Raw genomic sequence first — 18,456 nt, forward strand, 5'->3', positions numbered from 1 at the left:
TTGAGTTGAATTATCGACTAAATCGATTTCATTCTTCTTCATCGATACCGAAAAAGGATTTTATTTCAGAATCATATCTAGGTATAGCTCCTCGTTGGCCGGCTACAAAGGCACCCAATCTACTCCCGGCAGCTAATCCTTTTTGGATATCTTTTTCCTGTACCCAGGAATCCAAAAATCCTGCATTAAATGCGTCTCCGGCACCTACAGTATCGCGAGTTCTAACTTTTACAATGGGTTGGGTATACGTTTTACCCTGGTAAAAAGCTTTGGATCCGTCTTTACCGAATGTAAATATGCAAATTTCTACATTATAGTCAGATCTCAAAAGGTCAGCAAAAAATTCAGGGCCTAGTTTTTCACCATACAGTAAGTTGGATAGTATTGCTATTTCTTCTTCATTAAATTTTATAATGTTGGCAGCTTTTAAGGAAGTTTCAATCACTTCTTTATTATAAAATTCCCTTCGTAGATTGGCGTCGAAATAGATCCAATCAGCCTCAATGGTATGTAAAAGTTTTTCATAAAATACTTGATTGTTAGCAGTGCGTTGTGCCAGAGTCCCGAATAGTACGATGTCCCAATTGACACTTTCAAGATGGTCGTACTTTACTTGTAAATAATCATATGCTACATCTTCCATGATTTCATAATCCGGTTCTCCGTCATTAAATACTACCTCCACAGTACCGGTGGGCTTTTGACCTGATTTAACAAGAAAATCTGTGTGTACACCCAGTTCCTTGGCTTCCTCTTCAATTTGGTCTCCAAGATGGTCAGACCCGACCGTAGATAATATGTAACTATTATTTTTCAGTTGTGCCATATGTGCTGCCACGTTGAAAGGAGCACCACCCAGTTTGTAGTTGTTTTGTATAACATCAAATAAAACTTCACCTACCGCCAAAACATTTATATCTTTTAACATCTTTATACTAATTAGTGATTATTATAATTTAATGTAATGATCATAATTTAATAAGTGAAATACAACCTTTATGAAAAATTTAATTATTATTTGCTCAGTATTCATGATATTTTCATGTAAGGTTTCAAAATATAAAGGAGATTCGAAGCCTGTTTCCCACAAAATATGGGACACTCTTTTGCAATCCCACGTCGATGGTGAGGGTTTTGTAGATTACAAAGGCTTTATTAGTGATTCTTCAAAATTAAATCAATATCTGGAATTACTTTCCCGAAATCATCCCAACGATAAATATTGGTCGGACAATGACCAGCTTGCCTACTGGATCAATGCGTATAATGCATTTACCATTAAATTGATTGTCGACAATTATCCGGTTCAAAGTATTAAAGATATTAAGCCGGGAGTGTCATTTGTCAATTCAGTGTGGGATATAAAGTTTATTACTATTGAAAAGAGAACTTACGATTTGAATAATATAGAACATGGAATTATTCGCAAGCAATTTGATGAACCGAGAATTCATTTTGCCGTTAATTGCGCTTCTATATCGTGTCCTTCATTAAGTCCTTATGCTTACACTGCTGAAAATCTTAATGCCCAATTATCGTCCGCAGCCAAAACTTTTATTAATAATAATTCGAAAAATAATATCGCTGAAAACAATATTGAAATTTCTTCTATTTTTAAATGGTTTTCCGGTGATTTTACCAGGGAGGGAACAATAATCGAATTTTTGAATAAGTATTCAAATAAAAACATAGACCCTGAGGCGAAAATATCTTATAAAGCATATAATTGGGATCTAAATGAAAGGTAGGCCATTTAATTATTTTTCTATCTTTTATAAAATGTTAATTCCTATATATTTTTTTTGAAAAATTGTCGTTATACCATTTGAGTGAATAAAATACATTCACATTGAAACGATATTAATTATAAAATTAAACTTAGAACTAAAAATTTTAAAGATCATGAAAATTTCAAAAGCATTTAAGACAGCATTTTTTCTTTTTGTGGCTGTTATGATGACCTCCGCTGCATGGAGTCAGGATAAAGAGAAACCGGCCAGTCCCCCGATGACGGCAGAAGGAACCATTAATGGAGCAAATATTACAATTAATTACAGTTCACCTGGGGTGAAAGGACGAACTATCTGGGGAGCCCTGGTGCCTTATAACAAAGTATGGAGAGCGGGAGCAAATGATGCCACTACCCTGGAAACGGATAAAGACTTGATGATTGAGGGAAAAAAGTTGCCTGCTGGAAAGTATAGCTTTTTTCTGATCCCCAGGGAAGAAGGCCCGACAACCGTTATATTTAATACAGTAGCCAAACAATGGGGAGCATATGATTACGATGAATCCAAAGATGCCTTGCGAGTGGATGTGGAAGCTGAATTGAAAGACGACATTACAGAACGTCTTGAATACAGGATAGAGGATGACGCCATTGTCGTTGAATGGGAAAAGGCAGTTTTGCCAATAAGTGTGGAATAATTTTTCTATTTAAAGTTGCAATAAAAAAAGCCGGAAAAATTTTTTCCGGCTTTTTGCATTTATGCTGATATGTCATTGTAATTTCTATACATTCTCTTCGACGGGTGTATGGACCAGCAAAGAAACTTCATTATTTAAGACTTCAATAAATCCTTTTTCAATCAAGAAATTTTTCTCGCCACCACTTGATAATTTAATATTTACCGTACCCGCAACGAGTGCCGAAACGATAGGAGCGTGATTTTCTAAAATTTGAAATCGTCCGTTTACCCCGGGTACTAAAATAGAGGAAATTTCTCCTTCAAATATTTTTTCACCTGGTGTTAATACTTCAATTGTCATAATTATGCAGTTTCTGCTTCAGCAATGATTTTCTTCCCTTTTTCGATCGCCTCTTCAATAGTTCCTACCAGGTTGAAAGCAGCTTCCGGATATTCGTCAACCTCACCATCCATGATCATATTAAATCCACGGATACATTCCTCAATAGGTACCATTACACCTGGAATACCGGTAAACTGTTCTGCAACATGAAAGGGCTGTGACAAGAATCGTTGAACCCGACGCGCGCGATGAACGACCTGTTTATCTTCTTCACTCAATTCCTCCATACCGAGGATAGCTATGATATCCTGTAGTTCTTTATATCGTTGTAATAAGTTTATAACCCTTTGTGCTGTTTTATAATGCTCATCACCCAGGATCTTCGGATCCAAAATTCTAGATGATGAATCAAGAGGGTCAATCGCAGGGTAAATACCCAACGAAGAAAGCTTACGACTCAATACCGTAGTTGCATCAAGGTGGGCAAATGTAGTGGCCGGAGCGGGGTCTGTCAAATCATCCGCAGGAACATATACGGCCTGCACTGAAGTAATGGACCCTCTTTTGGTAGAGGTAATCCTTTCCTGCATAAATCCCATTTCCGTAGCCAGGGTTGGTTGGTATCCAACTGCTGATGGCATCCGTCCCAAAAGGGCAGAAACCTCAGACCCCGCCTGTGTAAACCGGAAGATATTATCTACGAAAAACAAAATATCCCTTCCTCCATTAGCATCACTCAAATCTCCATCACGGTAATATTCTGCGATTGTCAGACCTGAAAGAGCCACACGTGCTCTAGCACCAGGAGGTTCGTTCATCTGTCCAAATACAAATGTAGCTTTTGAATCTTCTAATTCCTTGTAGTCTACTTTGCTCAAATCCCAGCCTCCTGCTTCCATGGAATGGATAAAGTCGTCACCGTATTTGATAATGCCTGATTCCAACATCTCACGAAGAAGGTCATTCCCTTCACGGGTACGTTCTCCTACTCCTGCAAATACAGAAATCCCATCATATCCTTTGGCAATATTGTTAATCAACTCCTGAATCAAAACGGTTTTTCCAACACCAGCACCACCGAACAAACCAATTTTACCTCCTTTGGCGTAAGGCTCAATAAGGTCAATTACCTTAATCCCGGTAAAAAGGACTTCGGTCTCTGTAGATAAGTCTTCATATCTTGGCGGTTTTCTGTGTATAGAATAAGAATTTTCATCTTTTACCACTTGTTTCAAACCGTCAATAGGTTCTCCAACCACGTTAAAAAGCCTTCCTTTGATTTGTTCTCCTACCGGCATTTTGATGGGAGCATTGGTGTCGATGACTTCCTGACCTCTTACAAGTCCGTCAGTCGCATCCATAGCTACTGCTCTTACACTATCTTCTCCGAGATGTTGTTGAACTTCGAGAATCAAATCTTCAAATCCTTTTCTTTTAATCACCAAAGCATTCAAGATATCCGGTAATTGTGAACCTTCAGCTTGAAAACTAACGTCCACTACGGGACCAATGACCTGTTTTACTTTACCTATATTCGCCATATTCTTTAGATGTTGCGTTTTGAATCAGTCATAAAATTTCCGCAAAGATAATTCTTTTCTCTTAATGGCAAAAAGTCCGGGGACTTTATAAATTATAAATTAAAAAAATATGCTAATGGAAGATTCCTTTTGAAAACCAGATCCTTTACGTAGAAATTTATTTTAAGATGTACAGCTCTTTAATAAATTTTAATGTTCAATATATTGGGTTAGATGGGTTTCCCAATCAAATAAGCTAAATTTATCAGCGATACGATAATCCTTGTCGATGAGATAGCAATCATAACTGCTATATGCATTTCTGTATTTTTGATAAAAATCCTGATTGACATCTTTTTCAATTTCTACGAGAAGTCCACCTAAATTCTCCGGGACTTTATACTCCATACCTATAATTGTCATTTTACCATTCAGTTTTTGGATCATTTTCCCATATTCATCGTACGAGCGCGGTGTACATCCGGACATGTTGGCTATAAGTAGGTATTCGGTATTTAATTTTGTACTTTGGATGGTATCTCCGGAAAGAGTTTGTGCGGTGAAATGAGGTGCCTGGGCCCCGAGTTGAGTACCCGTCAGACTTTCAAAGTTTTTTTCCTTGGTGAGCCTAATTGTACCTGAACCCGGATAGAAATCATTTATCTTGTAGTATGAGTTTCCTAATTTGATGTATTCATTTTTTGCCAGGATATCATTTTTGTAAAGGGTGTCCCTTTGCAGACCATTTTCTTCTATTAAAGCAAATGCGGGTTTAAAGTAACAAAAGGAACTCGAATTTTCATCAACAATCCCTATGGTATATTGGATTCCATCGATGCTGAATTCTCCTTCATGATGCTCACATGTTGAGAAAAGGTAACTCCCTTCTGATTGTCCTATTTTTATCCACCCGGAATCTTGATGAGAACTATTTTCTAGATCTAGAGTAAAGCGATATGTGATTAAGCTATCATCAGATCTCCAGTTCCATTTTTGAAATGTCCGAATAGAATCATCCCGAAAATCCTTATTATTATTATCATCGATTATAAAAATTTCTTTATTATCTATTTTGCCCTTGGCTATACATCTAATGTTTTCGGATCTCGAAGTATTTAATTGAATCGTATCACTTCCCTGTTTGTCGTAAAATCGTATTGGTTTTAACATTATACCTGATAATCCAATTTCTGCATTTTGCATATTTTCAGGATAAGTTAACTCAAAATCAAACCAATCCAACTCTTCTTCCCATTCAGAAAAGTCCCTGAAACTCATATAGCCTGCCCTATCGGGGAAAAGGCTGTTTCCTTTGAATTTTTTTGTGTTAATTACCAGTGTGTCGGAAGATGAATTAAAAGTATTGGCTTCAATTTCGCTGTGGGAAGATTTACAAGCCTGTGTGATGACGAGGAGTATAATAACTAGATGGTGATTTTTCATAGTTGGATCTGTTGTAAGTAAAAGTTATTGTTATAACGTATATTTAGTGGGAGTTGTGTTTTTGAAATCAATTTTTCTGCGGCCCTTGTGATTATTAGAATTTACTTGATTTTAAGTTATATTTTGTTTTACTAAATTTAATTTTCTACTTTATAGAATGTTGAGTAGCGATCATTTAAGGAAGAAATTATTGTTGGAAAACAAACCGAATGAAGGCGGTTATACCGCACAAGATTTTTCCAATGATTTAAATTACTATTATTTTCAGTCCAGACTACTTATTGGCCAGGAAGAAGATGAGGTATTAGACGGATTCACTAAAGATGATTTTGTAGAACCTAATATTGAATCGGAGTGCAGATTTATTATCCGTAGTGGAGAAATGGAAGGAATGATGAAAGAGTTGTTCTTTCATTTGCAACGCTCAAAAATGAAATTTCCCGGTATTATTTTACCTGAATTATTAGCGCAAATCAAGAATACACCTGGTTTATGGCGATTGGCATACAATAATTGTCATGGATTAGCTTTAAAATTATCACTTTCCCATCCGGAATGGGAATTTTATAGCCGGGCATTTGATCCGGAAATAGACCTGATAGTGGGTAGTTATCAATTTTACGAATGCTTGCAATTTCGCATGTTGATTTTTCCCGTAAAAACAGAGAAATTTATTTTGGATCAGTTCGATATTGTTTCAAGTCATCATCAAGCCAAAATGATTAAAATCCTGGCTTTGGATAATGCACCACATCTAGCGGAATTTTTGCGATCAAAATTGAAAACGGGAAGCAAAGAAGTACGGATAGCAGCCCTGAAGTCTTTACTGCGCTCAAAAGACGAAACTATATACAACCCTGTTGCGGAAATAGTTAAACGAATATATGTCAATGAAGAAAGCCTTTCGCATGAAAAGGCCCTGAAAGAGTTGAATTTTAGAATCAATGACCTGAAGGCGATAACTTTGGACGGCGCTGTAAGGGAGCGTTTATTGCAAGTGGTTGATCCCGGAGATTGTAAATTGACAAATTCAGAGGGGCCAGAAGGTCAATTTTTGGTTGAGGGGGCAAAATTTCATAGAGACCAGGAATTTTTGATGGATTATATCCTGGATGGACAAAAAGGTATGTTGGAAGATAGTGTAGTTGAGGCCTTGACTCCTGGATCGTGCAGTATTTTGATGGATACATTTTTACTGCGTGATGTGCAATGGGGAAGCACCCTATTCAAAAAGACACTGGATAAAATTTTCCCTTTTCTAAATGTTGATCAGTCGGAAAAGATTTGGAAACATTTAAAGTATCAATTATCCGAATTCTTTTTTCACGATTTTATACCTTTGGATACAGTGGTCAGTAAAATCCATCCCAATTACATCAAGAATATATTGTACGATGATATTTTGGTGGGCGAGGAAGAGTGGAAGATAAGTGCCAAAGGAATTTTGGATACACGGAGACTGATATTAAAAGAAATCTATCCTAAATGACAAAAGAATCTCAAATTCTCAGGGAGCGCAAAGAAAATTTATATAAAGACGAACTGGATGCACTCCAAAAAAATGATAAAGGCTTGAAACCCGAAAACTGGTATTTGTCTCCCCGGGCTGTTTTACAATTTATCAAGGGGGGGGGAGAGATTGGAGGCGTAAATATTACCCCCAAATATATAGGAAATAGCCACCTTGTAGAGACGGCTATTGCTACATTAGCTACAGATAGGGCATTACTGTTAACCGGTGTGCCGGGAACAGCAAAGAGTTGGTTGGCAGAACATTTGAGTGCTGCAGTGAGTGGTAAGACTTCGCATTTGATCCAGGGTAGTAGTGCAACTGCTGAGGAAGACTTATTATTTGGATGGAATTATGCTTCCTTGATTGCAAAAGGACCTTCGGAAGAGGCTTTGGTGCCGGGACCGGTATATAGAGCAATGGAAGCAGGGGCTATATGTCGTATCGAGGAATTAAGCAGGATCCCTGCGATGATCCAGGATAATTTGTTATCCCTATTGTCTGAAAAAGTAATAGTAGTCCCGGAACTGCAATTGGAGGTCCGGGCGCGAAAAGGATTTAACATAATTGCTACATCGAATGACAAGGATAAGGGGACATATCCACTTAGTGACGCCTTGAAGCGCAGATTTAATACTGTTAGAATGCCTTTCCCGGATACATTGGAAGAAGAAGTAGATATTGTAAGTTTCAAACTCCAGTCAGATACAGTGCAATTCAGTGACGAAGTCGAATTATCAAGGAAAGAAATAGAGAGGGTGGTCCAGGTATATCGGGAACTAAGGTCCGGTCAGACTTTGGATGGAAAACAAAAAATTAGTACAACTGAAAGTGTATTGAGTACAGCGGAGGCAATTTCTACCCTGGAACACTGTATTTATATGGCTGGCTTTTTTGGAAATTCAAAGGTGGGGGCCCGGGAACTGGCAGCTACCCTGCCGGGATCAATTGTTAAAAATCCGGATAAAGATGAGAAGCCCTGGATGGATTACAAGCGGTTGGTTTTGGCTAAAAGGGAAGAATGGAAGGATTTGTACGATGAATTAGGAGGAGATGAAAGGATGAAAGCATAAGTTTATCTATCAATGGATATAGTTGAAAGGCAGTAGCCCATAGATTGGATTTCGATGTCTATGGCTCCAGGTATATCGGAAGGTGTCGGGATCCGGGGCAAGCTTTGTTCATGTCTGGATCCAAAGCTTAAATCTAAAGCAAAAGGAAAGTAACAAAATCAATGACCCGAAAACTCAAAGATTCACAAAATCAACAACTCAAAATATGGGGAATACGACATCATGGCCCGGGTTCTGCTTTGCGGGTACGGAAAGCGCTGTCTGAGTGGAAGCCCGATATAGTGTTGTTGGAAGCACCTTCTGATGCACAGTCATTGATGGATTTTTTCAATCCCTATGAGATTAAACCACCGGTAGCCGGATTGATTTACGATCCCAAGAATTTTGAGCGTGCAGCTTATTTCCCTTTGGCTGAATTTTCCCCTGAATGGTGTGTTTTGCAATATGTATTTAATGAAAAAATTCCGATTCGATTTATAGACTTACCGATGGGAGCGGTAATGAAGAATAAATTGGGACGAAGTCGAAGGAGTCTTAATCCATTTGCTGTTTTGGCTGAAGCATCGGAGTTTAAAGATGTGGAACAGTGGTGGGATCATTACCTGGAATCCGCATCGGATGACACCAGGATTTTTAAAGATATTTCTACTCTGATAAGAGAAGTGCGGAATGGGGTGGAGGAGTCTCAGGATACGCGCCTGAGGGAATGGTATATGGCCAGCCAGGTGGAGAAAGCGAAAGATGCGGGTTTTGCTAAGATTGCAGTGATTTGTGGTGCCTACCATGTGCCGTTTTTAGAAGACTATGACAGGGGGGAAAGTAAATGGCAGAAAAAAGTTGATAAGCTAAAAGTTCAAAAAACAGAAGCATTGTGGGTCCCCTGGTCATATGCTCGAATGGACCGGGAAAGTGGTTATGGGGCAGGAATTGCTTTTCCCTCCTGGTATGAATCACTTTTCAAGTATGGTCATGATGCTGCTGTACACTGGCTTTCAAAATCTATGAGGGTGATAAGAATTGAAAAAGTATTAAGTGCAGCTCATGTCCTGGAAGGGGTGCGGTTGGCGAGGGCGCTGCGTGATATCAGGGGGAAAAAGAGTTTGGGGGTTCCCGAAATGGAGGATGTCGTCACAGCGGTTTTTTATGAAGGGAGTGAAGAGTGGAAAGAAATACACGGCGCAGAAATTTTTACGGGCAAGGTAAGAGGAGTAGTCCCGGAAGACCTTTTTACGGTCCCATTGCAAAAGGATTTTAGACAGCGATTAAAAAGTGCTCGTTTGTCGAAGTTGTTCAAGGATCATTTTCCAATTTCCAAAACATTGGATTTGCGAAATACGAAGCATTTGGAATTATCCCGTTTTCTATTTTGTACCAGGGTACTGGAAATTCCCCTCGCAATGGTAGTTGAACGATCGAATTCTTCTTATGGAAATTTTAAGGAAACCTGGGATCTTGAGTGGGATCCGGTCTCTGAATGGGCTTTAATCCAGGCTGGAACATTCGGGACAACAATCTATTCTGCAGCTTCTGCTAAATTACTGGAGTCTATCCAGGAAACAGAAGATATGTCAGACTTGATAAGCTTATTGGATGAATCATTTTTATGTGGTTTTGAGCCTTTGTTTGATATTATTTACAATAAACTTGTTAAAATATATATTGTTACGGATTCTATTTTTCCATTGCTTAGCTGTATCAACTCGTTACTTTTTATCAATGAATATGGTTCAATACGTTGGAAAGAGTCTCCAGATGTATCCAGCCTTTTGGATCGTATGGTTTCCAAAGTCGCTTACCAGATACCCGATGTGGTATTTTCTGTTTCTGAAGATGAAAAGGAGAAATTGAAATCTCTATTGGAGTCGGTTAGTTTTGGTGTGGCTGGGGTGCGGTATTTACATTTACGGAAAACTTTGGCGGAGGCATGGTTGGAAATTCTTACACATTCCAATGTGACGGATTATTTTTCTGGTAAGGCACTCAGAGTATGTATGGATGATTCAGGGCTCAGGCGGAATGAAGTGGAGCGACATTTTTTATATCACCTTACACGGGCTACTCCCGAGGAAACGGTTGATTGGTTACAGGGTTTATTTTCAGGTGGCATTTTATGGTTGTTATTCGATGATATTTTTTTGAGTCAGTTGAATACATGGTTATCTAATATGGAAGTAAAGTCTTTTAAAGAAAATTTACCCATGTTGCGAAAAATCTTTAGTCAATCTCCTTCTAGAGACCGGGAAATGTTATTCAGAAAGGTGAAAGGGGAAGAAGAGAATTTGGAGTTTTCAGAACCTATAGCAGAAGTTGGTAAAAACCTTCATTTTCAAGTTACACAGCTCATAGAAAAATTCGGATTGGAGCAAAAAGTCAAATGATTACCTGTCAGCAAAGTTTCACTGAAGAGTAAATAATGCCGGGGAATGAAAGCAACAAATTAGTCTCGACTAATTTGTTGCTTACTATTTAGACATTATCCTCCCACCCGGTTTTTTTCGTCTTCCAGCCCGGTGGATCTTTGACGGGACTTAATTTTGTTATTTCCCAGAGAATATGAAAAACTTACTTTTAACTGTTGGCTATCCCAGTTGCCCCGGGACAATAGGAAAAAATCTCCCACTTTGCTATTGGATTCCCATCGCATAGTATTAAAAATATCATTGATGGCTACTTTGAGATTGGCTTTGTTGTCAAATAATTTCTTTTGTACACCAAGATTTATGCCCCATTGTTGTTTTGATACAAATTGTCCTCCCCAGATGGTAGGAGAATTGTAAAAACCGTCTAATTCTAAAGAAAAGTCTGAAGGCAGTGTGAATGTATGCTGGGAGTAAAAATTAAATGAATTAAGATGTAATCGGGCTTCTTGTCCCTGGTTTACTTCCCCAAAAGTTTCCCTGTAATTGTATGTGGCATTGGAAAATGCAGACCACCATTCTACTATGGGTATTGAGCCGCTAACATTAAAAGATATATCTTTTTGAGAAGCCAGGTTTTGATAGGTCTGATAAGCAGCGTTTCCGTCTGCTACTTCAATCAGTTGGGAGATCATATCTTTTGTTTCACTGTAACCCAAGGTGGATGTAATCATATGGTTCCACGTGTGGCTCAGTTGTAGCTTGTTGGTGTATTCAGGCGAAAGAAAGGGGTTTCCCTTTTCGTAGGTAAGTTCGTCCAGTTTAAATTCGAATGGGTTGAGTGAATTGTAATTGGGGCGGTTAATTCGGCGGCTATAGCTCAATTGTAGTACATTTTTTTCAGACAGGTCGTAGGTGAATCCCAGTGATGGAAAAATATCTGTATAATTCCTTATCACATCGTTGAGTTCGGTCTGCATTTGACTTTCTAAAATTCCTCTTGATCTAGTGTGTTCTGCGCGTAGACCGCCTTGAATACCCCATTTATTAATTTTTGTGTTGTAGGTCAAATAGACGGCAAAAACTTGTTCATCATAAGTGTAATCATTCGAACGGTCCATATCCTGGAATTTATCACCGCTGAAGACGTTGTAAAAGTCAAAAGTGTTGTCAGTAAGAACTTTAGACCATTTTAGTCCTGTACCCATTTTGCCTGCCCACACCGGTTGTTCATAATCTGTTTTTATAGTTAAAATCTCTATTTCAGAAGGTGCTTCTATATAATAATCTCTGCGTTGAAGGATTTCCTGGCCCGATGCATCGGTGTATATATTGGGCTGGTCCTGATGATTTTTATGCCCAAAAACTCCATAATCTGCGTCAATATTCAGGGATTGATCTTTTTCTCCGGTATATTTGTAGTTGATATTGTAATTGGTATTGGTGTTTTTACTGAAGTTCCCACCATCGGAAATGAGAATACTATCTATTTCCGAATGGTCTGTGGAGCGGATATAAGCCGTGGACTCCTTTGCCCAGTCCCATTCATTGGTGTTCCCATGAATCATAATTCCCAATATGCTTTTGGACGAAAGACTATAATCAATCCCTCCTCTGTAATTCAAGCCTTCTCCTGAAGAAAGGGTGTTCAATTGCTGGTCGAAGACCATCCCATTTTGTTCTCGGTAAATAACCTGTGAATTGGGCCATTGGTTGTTATTATAACTTAAAGCACCGTAAACATTAAATTTTCCTTTTTTTAAATTGGTGTTTACGGAACCGTTGTATCGGGCTTTTTCCCCTTGAGAATACCCAGTAGCAATATTTGTATTGTATCCCTCACTTTGATTTTTCCGGAGTACAATGTTGATAATACCGGCATTCCCTTCAGCATCGTATTTAGCAGAAGGCTGCGTAATGAGCTCTATGTTTTCAATATCTTCTGAAGGGAGTGACTTCAAATAATTGGCTAATTGGTCTCCATTTAAGGGAGACCTTTTTCCATTGATATAAATTTGAATACCCGATTTTCCCATAAGACTGATATTTTCATTGTGATCAACCATGACGCCCGGTGATTTGCGCAGTAATTCCAGGGCGTTATTTCCGGCAGCATTAATGCTTCCGGCGACGTTGACCACCATCTTATCAGGTTTTACCTCCAGAAGGGGTTTTCTAGCCGTAACGACTAATTCTTTCAACGTTTCTCCCTGAACTTTTAAGGTAATCGTTGAAAATTCTTTTGTAGGTTGACCAGGATTCAATTCAAAAGGTTGGGATCGATACCCCTGAAGCCCGATATAAGTAATCTCAATAAAATATGAGCCTGCCTGATCGGTTTCTAATAAAAAGTCTCCATTATCTTCACTATAGTTCATTTTGACAATGGATGTGTCGGCACCATCGTATAAGACAATATTAGCATAAGATATTACCTCTTCGGATTCGTCATTGAGGTTTCCTGTAATGGTAAAAGGACTTTGGGCATTAGCCGATGTGAGGCATGCCCAAATAAAGATAGCTGGTAGTAAGATTAAATGATTCATTTTATAAAAATTATAGTTGGTAGTTTGTAGTATTGATAAGACGGGTTGCGTTTCTAAAAAGTTACTATAGTTGGTAGAAAGATTGGAGGGATTGGTCGAAGGATTGAAGGATAGTTAGTGATCACTTGATACTGGGAGTTGATGAGTCTTCAAAGTGTATAGAATTTATTATATTAATTAATGATTTTATCCCTACGGGAGAAGCATGTATCATTTTTGAATTTAAATAACTGAAAATGTATCAAAAGGTATTGGATTTTGGAGCATTAGCAAATGAACCAATTAGTACCTTCTAATGGCATGGGGTATTGTCCCATGAATGTGTATTGTGCAGCACTAATGCAAGGTGAAGAGTTTGTTTTTCTTTTGAAAGGGATGGGAAATATAGAGCAATTCTTAGCAAGGTATCCATAATAATATTCTTTTATAAGAATTAATTTTAATCAAAAAATGGACCGTCTGTTAAGTGAAAAGCGGAGACCCAAAGACTACCAACCTCAAAGTTCAAAAATTAAAATTCCGATGTTTCATGAAAGACAATTCCAGGATAATTGTCCTGGGCCATTTTAAGGGACCAGGCAGTTTCGGGTAAATATACAAGGTTCCCATCTTTGTCTTTGGCAATGTCTTTGGCCTTTCTTTTTTCAAAATCCTTAAATTCTTCTTTATTTATAACTTCGATCCAAAGGGCTTTGTGAATATTAATAGGTTGATAATCGCAATTGGCGCCATACTCATTTTCCAACCGGTATTTTATAACATCAAACTGGAGAGCCCCTACAGTACCGATAATTTTTTGAGTACCCATTACTTTGACAAACAACTGTGCGACTCCTTCGTCCATTAATTCTATCAGGCCTTTATCCAATTGTTTGAATCGCATGGGGTCTTTATTGATTACATAGCGGAATAATTCCGGAGAGAACCTGGGAATCCCTTTAAAATTTAACTTTTCACCTTCTGTAATAGAGTCACCAATCTTGAAATTCCCAGAATCGTATAATCCTACAATATCTCCAGGGTAGGATTCATCCACTATTTCTTTTCTTGAAGCCATAAAAGTTGTTGGATTGGAAAATCGCAACTTGGCATCTTTTCGTACATGATGGTAAAATTTATTGCGTTCGAATTTACCGGAGCATATTCGGACAAACGCTATCCGGTCCCTGTGTTTTGGGTCCATATTAGCGTGAATTTTGAATACAAATCCTGTAAAAGCTTCTTCTTCAGGGGCTATTGTGCGTTCTTCAGTAATTCTAGGGCGGGGATTGGGAGCAATTTCGACAAAACAATCCAGGAGTTCCTTCACGCCGAAGTTGTTTATTGCAGAACCAAAAAAAACCGGGCATTGCCTTCCTTCAGCATATTCTTTTCTATCAAATTGATCGTATACTTCAGTCACAATTTCCAGCTCATCTAATAATTCTTCCGCAGCAGCAGTACCTATGTGAGGTTCAAGATTTTCCAATGTAGGTTCTTTTATTGTCAGACTTTCATCTTCGTCTTGCTGCCCATGTGGATTGAAAAGAACGAGTTGCTTTTCATATAGATTGTAAACCCCCTGGAAACGTTGTCCCATGCCGATGGGCCAACTAAGGGGAAGTACATTAAGTCCCAACTTTTCTTCAACTTCATCCAAAAGGTCAATGGCATCTTTTCCTTCGCGGTCCAATTTATTGATGAAAACTATTATGGGGATATTCCGCATCCTGGAAACATTAACCAATTTTTCAGTTTGAATTTCCACACCTTTTGCTACATCGATTACTACTATTACAGAGTCGACAGCTGATAGTGTCCGGTAGGTATCTTCGGCAAAATCCTGGTGACCCGGAGTGTCTAGGATATTTATATTCAAATCTCTGTATTCAAACCCCATTACGGATGTTGCTACGGAAATACCCCTTTGCTTTTCAATTTCCATAAAATCCGATGTAGCATGCTTTTTAATTTTATTAGATTTGACCGCACCTGCTGTTTGGATTGCTCCTCCAAATAAAAGTAACTTTTCAGTCAAGGTTGTCTTACCTGCATCAGGGTGCGAAATAATTCCAAATGTTCTCCTTTTTGCTATTTCGTCTTTTAGCTTCATTCCTATTTCGATTTGAGCGTGCAAAGGTAGGGTAATTTTTGAAATGACTGGCAGAAAGGAAAAAATACCATTCTCTGTATAGGATATCTAGTCATTTTTCCTAGTCGCGGGTACAATTCTACCCCCCTGAAATAATTTACAAATAGTATAGTCTCCGGATTCATCTTTTTCGAATTCCAATTCAGCATCAAAATCTTTGACATAGAATCTGGTTGTAGATTTGGGGTAAACGGCAAATTTTTGTTGACCTGTAGCCTGTGTAAATAATTGGGTGCCTTCAAGTGTTACTTGTAAATCAAATCCCGGTTGTATTTCATAGATTCCAGTATATTTTTTCAGAATATCAGCGGGTACTTCAATATCTTTTGGATTCTCAATGAGCTTATCTGTTTTCAATCCCCTTTTTTTATCGATACGATTACTGTATTCCAGGGAGATAATTCCTGAATTATTTTTTCCAAATGAGATTTTGACAAATGTATTTGCTATAATAAATGTACTTGGTCCGATAGGCAATAATCTTTCTTTGGTATTCCCTGGAATATAAGTCAATAATTGGTCATCACTAAATTCAACTATTCTTTCGGAACTATCGGGAAATTGATATATTCCCTGCCATTTTGCTAAATGTAAAGGAACTATTGAAATCGTATCTTCTACAGTTGGAAAGGGTTTTCCGGCTGTAATAGCTGCCATGCGGGTAGAGACTTCTACCGGACTGCTGCAATCGCAATTGGAGAAAACAGCGACGTATATGTTTTCTTCAGGGAGGTAGATGGAATTAGATAAGAATCCAAATATTCCTCCGCCATGTTCAATAGTATTGCTACCATTAATTTCATTGATCGTCCAGCCATAACCATAATTAATATTTTCCCCATTATTGGTTTTGTAATTCGTAAATGCCAATTCTTTGGTAGATTGGGAAATTAGTTCGTTATTGGTAATTGCGCTATTCCATAAGTGGAGGTCTTTAGCGGTAGACAAAACGGACCCCGCAGCATAAGGTACTGTTAAACTAAGGTATTCAGCATTGATAAAAGTATCTTGTTTATGATATCCATTGGCTCGACCTGAAACAATTTCTGACATTTTACCATACCGGGAATGGTTCATTCCCAACGGTGCGAAAATCCTTGTTTCAATGAATTCTTCATATGATATTCCCGATATTTTTTCAATTATATGACCGAGAAGGATATATCCTGAATTATTGTACCTGTATTCTTCACCAGGTTCAAAATCCATGGGTTCATTTTTGAAAGAATCTATTATTTCTTCAGGCGTATGATCCAATCGCCAAAAATTGGGGTTAAATTTCTTTATGGATGTATAACTTTTAATACCGGAAGTGTGGGTGAGAAGGTGGTGGATAGTGATATTATAGCCCTGGACCGGATAATCCATAATGTATTTCTTTATATCATCCTGAAGGCTTAGTTTCCCTTCTTCCATAAGCATTAAAATAGCTACAGCAGTAAATTGTTTGGTAATAGAACCTATTTCAAATATCATGTCATTTTCCATAGGCACATTGTGCTCAAGGTTCGCCTTCCCCAATGCTCTTTGATAGATGATTTTTCCATTTTGGGAAACCAGGGCCGTGGCCCCTGGTCCCTCAGGTGAAAATTGCATTTCCAATAAGCGGTCAAATTTTTCAGATTGTGTTTGACAATTTACAGGATCTACAAGTATAATTGAAAGGTACACAAGAAAAAAAGGCCAGTTTAGTAGGGTATTCATAGTGGTAGTTTTAAAAGGAAAAGCAATTTTACCATTTCTTCTTTTTCTTGGTAAACTTTTCAGATACCCGGTCTGCTAAATCTGAAATTTGGTCAAAACCATCTTCTACCATTCGTTCTATATTTTGAAGATCAATGGGTTCTCCTTTCATTCTCAATTTATCTATGGAAGTGCGTGCTTCAGGCATTACGATCCATAAAATAATATATAATAGTATTCCCGCACCACCGGTAATTGTAAAGACAACAATCGCTAATCGAATCCAAATAGGGTCATTTATCCCGAAGTAAGCGGATATTCCGGAACAAACGCCTGCAATAAATTTTTCATCGGGGTTCCGGTAAAGTTTCCTTTTATATTGATAGCTCTCCCTTTCCTCTGAAAAATCGTGGTCTACTGATTCTGCAAATTCTTCAGTATCTTCCAGGTTGTCGAATTGTTCGGGACTACCCATAATATTAATAGCGTATTTAACGTCTTTCATGTTGGCTACTTTCCTTGATCCCATGGATTCTTCCATAAGTTCGGCCAAACGAAGTTCGATATCATCAATTATTTCATTGGCGTGTTCTGATTTGCCAAAGTAATTGTCTAATCCCAATAAGTAGTTTTGTAAATGATGGGCTGCATCAACGTCGACTGCCAGGGGGATACCTCCAAGGTTGATATATTCTATTTTATTCATTTTCGGTTGTTTTTTTAGTGTTTTGAAAATTTACGGCCTGTGATAATTTTTCCCAGGCTTTTTTTAATTCAGATTTTAATTCTTGTCCTTTTTCAGTAATAGCATAATATTTTCTAGGTGGTCCACTGGTTGATTCTTTCCAATGATAGGACAAGTATCCATCTCTTTTCAACCTGTTAAGTAAAGGATATAGTGTACCCTCTACTACTATTAATTGACGGGTTTTTAAATTCTGGATAATATCTGATGGATACATGGTTTTTTCGGATAGAATCCCCAGGACACAGAGCTCCAGGACTCCCTTCCTCATTTGGGCTTTAATATTCTCTACTTTCATAATTTCTCATGTTATAATTGATTAATAGCTGGTAATTATAAAAAGGTAAAATGCATTTTAATTATAATTGACTTTGTAAACATAAGAATGATATAGTACTTTGCAAAGCATATTACTATTTTATGTATAGTAATTTAGATGAATAGTTTTATTTTACCGATTAACGCAAGGACGAAACCCCTGGAATGTTTTTAAAATCAAGTAAAGCCAGCAGAATATTAAACCTAAACTCATCGAATAACGTGAGCTCGACAAAGATTTGTTTCCCACCCTGGTTTGGTCTCCCAGGGGTAGGTATATTTCGCTTCCCGACAATTTCATTTCGGGACAGGCACTTCAGAGCTCTTATTTTCTCTGTCGGACTCACGTTCGAATAAGAATTGTTTCAACCGGGGAGCA

General features: G+C 38.0%; 14 protein-coding genes. 5 read left to right on the forward strand and 9 right to left on the reverse strand.

Going from position 1 to position 18,456, the window contains the following annotated elements; all coding sequences use genetic code 11:
• Window positions 1-28: 28 nt before the first annotated feature.
• Window positions 29-928 carry a PfkB family carbohydrate kinase gene (locus LVD47_RS11065; protein WP_236975943.1) on the reverse strand — a complete coding sequence of 300 codons (900 nt, stop codon included), beginning with the start codon at window positions 926-928 and terminating at the stop codon, window positions 29-31.
• 70 nt (window positions 929-998) lie between these two features.
• Between LVD47_RS11065 and LVD47_RS11070 the strand changes: the two genes are divergently transcribed.
• A complete protein-coding gene (locus LVD47_RS11070; protein WP_236975944.1) occupies window positions 999-1,748 on the forward strand; it encodes a DUF547 domain-containing protein in 750 nt (249 codons plus the stop codon).
• 154 nt (window positions 1,749-1,902) lie between these two features.
• Entirely contained in the window at window positions 1,903-2,427 is a 525-nt protein-coding gene (locus LVD47_RS11075; RefSeq protein WP_236975945.1) for a DUF2911 domain-containing protein, read from the forward strand.
• An 84-nt stretch (window positions 2,428-2,511) separates the two neighbouring features.
• On the opposite strand, the gene atpC is transcribed toward LVD47_RS11075, so the two are convergent.
• The 3 genes from atpC to LVD47_RS11090 form a co-directional block, all read right to left on the reverse strand.
• Window positions 2,512-2,769: an ATP synthase F1 subunit epsilon gene (gene atpC / locus LVD47_RS11080; protein WP_236975946.1), complete on the reverse strand. Its 258-nt coding sequence runs from the start codon at window positions 2,767-2,769 to the stop codon at window positions 2,512-2,514.
• Between the two features lie 2 nt (window positions 2,770-2,771).
• Window positions 2,772-4,292 carry a F0F1 ATP synthase subunit beta gene (gene atpD / locus LVD47_RS11085; RefSeq protein WP_236975947.1) on the reverse strand — a complete coding sequence of 507 codons (1,521 nt, stop codon included), beginning with the start codon at window positions 4,290-4,292 and terminating at the stop codon, window positions 2,772-2,774.
• Window positions 4,293-4,481: 189 nt separating this feature from the next.
• Window positions 4,482-5,714 carry a hypothetical protein gene (locus LVD47_RS11090; protein ID WP_236975949.1) on the reverse strand — a complete coding sequence of 411 codons (1,233 nt, stop codon included), beginning with the start codon at window positions 5,712-5,714 and terminating at the stop codon, window positions 4,482-4,484.
• Between the two features lie 157 nt (window positions 5,715-5,871).
• On the opposite strand from LVD47_RS11090, the gene LVD47_RS11095 reads away from it, so the two are divergent.
• The 3 genes from LVD47_RS11095 (at window position 5,872) to LVD47_RS11105 (ending at window position 10,675) form a co-directional block, all read left to right on the forward strand.
• A complete protein-coding gene (locus LVD47_RS11095) occupies window positions 5,872-7,203 on the forward strand; it encodes a HEAT repeat domain-containing protein (RefSeq protein ID WP_236975950.1) in 1,332 nt (443 codons plus the stop codon).
• Complete coding sequence (locus LVD47_RS11100) at window positions 7,200-8,297, forward strand: AAA family ATPase (RefSeq protein ID WP_236975951.1); 1,098 nt, start codon at window positions 7,200-7,202, stop codon at window positions 8,295-8,297. The genes LVD47_RS11095 and LVD47_RS11100 overlap by 4 nt, the downstream gene beginning before the upstream one ends.
• 161 nt (window positions 8,298-8,458) lie before the next feature.
• Complete coding sequence (locus LVD47_RS11105) at window positions 8,459-10,675, forward strand: DUF5682 family protein (protein ID WP_236975952.1); 2,217 nt, start codon at window positions 8,459-8,461, stop codon at window positions 10,673-10,675.
• 95 nt (window positions 10,676-10,770) lie between these two features.
• Here the strand turns inward: LVD47_RS11105 and LVD47_RS11110 are convergent, their stop codons facing one another.
• The 5 genes from LVD47_RS11110 to LVD47_RS11130 form a co-directional block, all read right to left on the reverse strand.
• The gene (locus LVD47_RS11110; RefSeq protein WP_236975953.1) at window positions 10,771-13,200 is read right to left on the reverse strand and encodes a TonB-dependent receptor domain-containing protein; all 2,430 of its coding nucleotides are present in this window, start codon (window positions 13,198-13,200) and stop codon (window positions 10,771-10,773) included.
• A 511-nt stretch (window positions 13,201-13,711) separates the two neighbouring features.
• Window positions 13,712-15,292 carry a peptide chain release factor 3 gene (locus tag LVD47_RS11115; RefSeq protein WP_236975954.1) on the reverse strand — a complete coding sequence of 527 codons (1,581 nt, stop codon included), beginning with the start codon at window positions 15,290-15,292 and terminating at the stop codon, window positions 13,712-13,714.
• Window positions 15,293-15,379: 87 nt separating this feature from the next.
• The gene (locus tag LVD47_RS11120) at window positions 15,380-17,035 is read right to left on the reverse strand and encodes a serine hydrolase (protein ID WP_236975955.1); all 1,656 of its coding nucleotides are present in this window, start codon (window positions 17,033-17,035) and stop codon (window positions 15,380-15,382) included.
• A 28-nt stretch (window positions 17,036-17,063) separates the two neighbouring features.
• A complete protein-coding gene (locus LVD47_RS11125) occupies window positions 17,064-17,720 on the reverse strand; it encodes a PspC domain-containing protein (RefSeq protein ID WP_236975957.1) in 657 nt (218 codons plus the stop codon).
• Window positions 17,713-18,057, reverse strand: a complete 345-nt coding sequence (locus LVD47_RS11130) for a PadR family transcriptional regulator (RefSeq protein WP_236975959.1) — start codon at window positions 18,055-18,057, stop codon at window positions 17,713-17,715. The genes LVD47_RS11125 and LVD47_RS11130 overlap by 8 nt, the downstream gene beginning before the upstream one ends.
• Window positions 18,058-18,456: the final 399 nt, after the last annotated feature.

This window comes from Membranihabitans maritimus, from assembly GCF_021729145.1.
Taxonomy (GTDB): domain Bacteria; phylum Bacteroidota; class Bacteroidia; order Chitinophagales; family Saprospiraceae; genus Membranihabitans; species Membranihabitans maritimus.

What these genes read in the sequence shown, in the direction of transcription:
- LVD47_RS11075 (WP_236975945.1), top strand. Translation starts at nt 1,903, where the DNA reads ATGAAAATTTCAAAAGCATTTAAGACAGCATTTTTTCTTTTTGTGGCT.
- atpD (WP_236975947.1), bottom strand. Translation starts at nt 4,292, where the DNA reads ATGGCGAATATAGGTAAAGTAAAACAGGTCATTGGTCCCGTAGTGGAC.
- LVD47_RS11110 (WP_236975953.1), bottom strand. Translation starts at nt 13,200, where the DNA reads ATGAATCATTTAATCTTACTACCAGCTATCTTTATTTGGGCATGCCTC.
- LVD47_RS11095 (WP_236975950.1), top strand. Translation starts at nt 5,872, where the DNA reads ATGTTGAGTAGCGATCATTTAAGGAAGAAATTATTGTTGGAAAACAAA.
- LVD47_RS11065 (WP_236975943.1), bottom strand. Translation starts at nt 928, where the DNA reads ATGTTAAAAGATATAAATGTTTTGGCGGTAGGTGAAGTTTTATTTGAT.
- LVD47_RS11120 (WP_236975955.1), bottom strand. Translation starts at nt 17,035, where the DNA reads ATGAATACCCTACTAAACTGGCCTTTTTTTCTTGTGTACCTTTCAATT.
- LVD47_RS11125 (WP_236975957.1), bottom strand. Translation starts at nt 17,720, where the DNA reads ATGAATAAAATAGAATATATCAACCTTGGAGGTATCCCCCTGGCAGTC.
- atpC (WP_236975946.1), bottom strand. Translation starts at nt 2,769, where the DNA reads ATGACAATTGAAGTATTAACACCAGGTGAAAAAATATTTGAAGGAGAA.
- LVD47_RS11090 (WP_236975949.1), bottom strand. Translation starts at nt 5,714, where the DNA reads ATGAAAAATCACCATCTAGTTATTATACTCCTCGTCATCACACAGGCT.
- LVD47_RS11130 (WP_236975959.1), bottom strand. Translation starts at nt 18,057, where the DNA reads ATGAAAGTAGAGAATATTAAAGCCCAAATGAGGAAGGGAGTCCTGGAG.
- LVD47_RS11105 (WP_236975952.1), top strand. Translation starts at nt 8,459, where the DNA reads ATGACCCGAAAACTCAAAGATTCACAAAATCAACAACTCAAAATATGG.
- LVD47_RS11115 (WP_236975954.1), bottom strand. Translation starts at nt 15,292, where the DNA reads ATGAAGCTAAAAGACGAAATAGCAAAAAGGAGAACATTTGGAATTATT.
- LVD47_RS11070 (WP_236975944.1), top strand. Translation starts at nt 999, where the DNA reads ATGAAAAATTTAATTATTATTTGCTCAGTATTCATGATATTTTCATGT.
- LVD47_RS11100 (WP_236975951.1), top strand. Translation starts at nt 7,200, where the DNA reads ATGACAAAAGAATCTCAAATTCTCAGGGAGCGCAAAGAAAATTTATAT.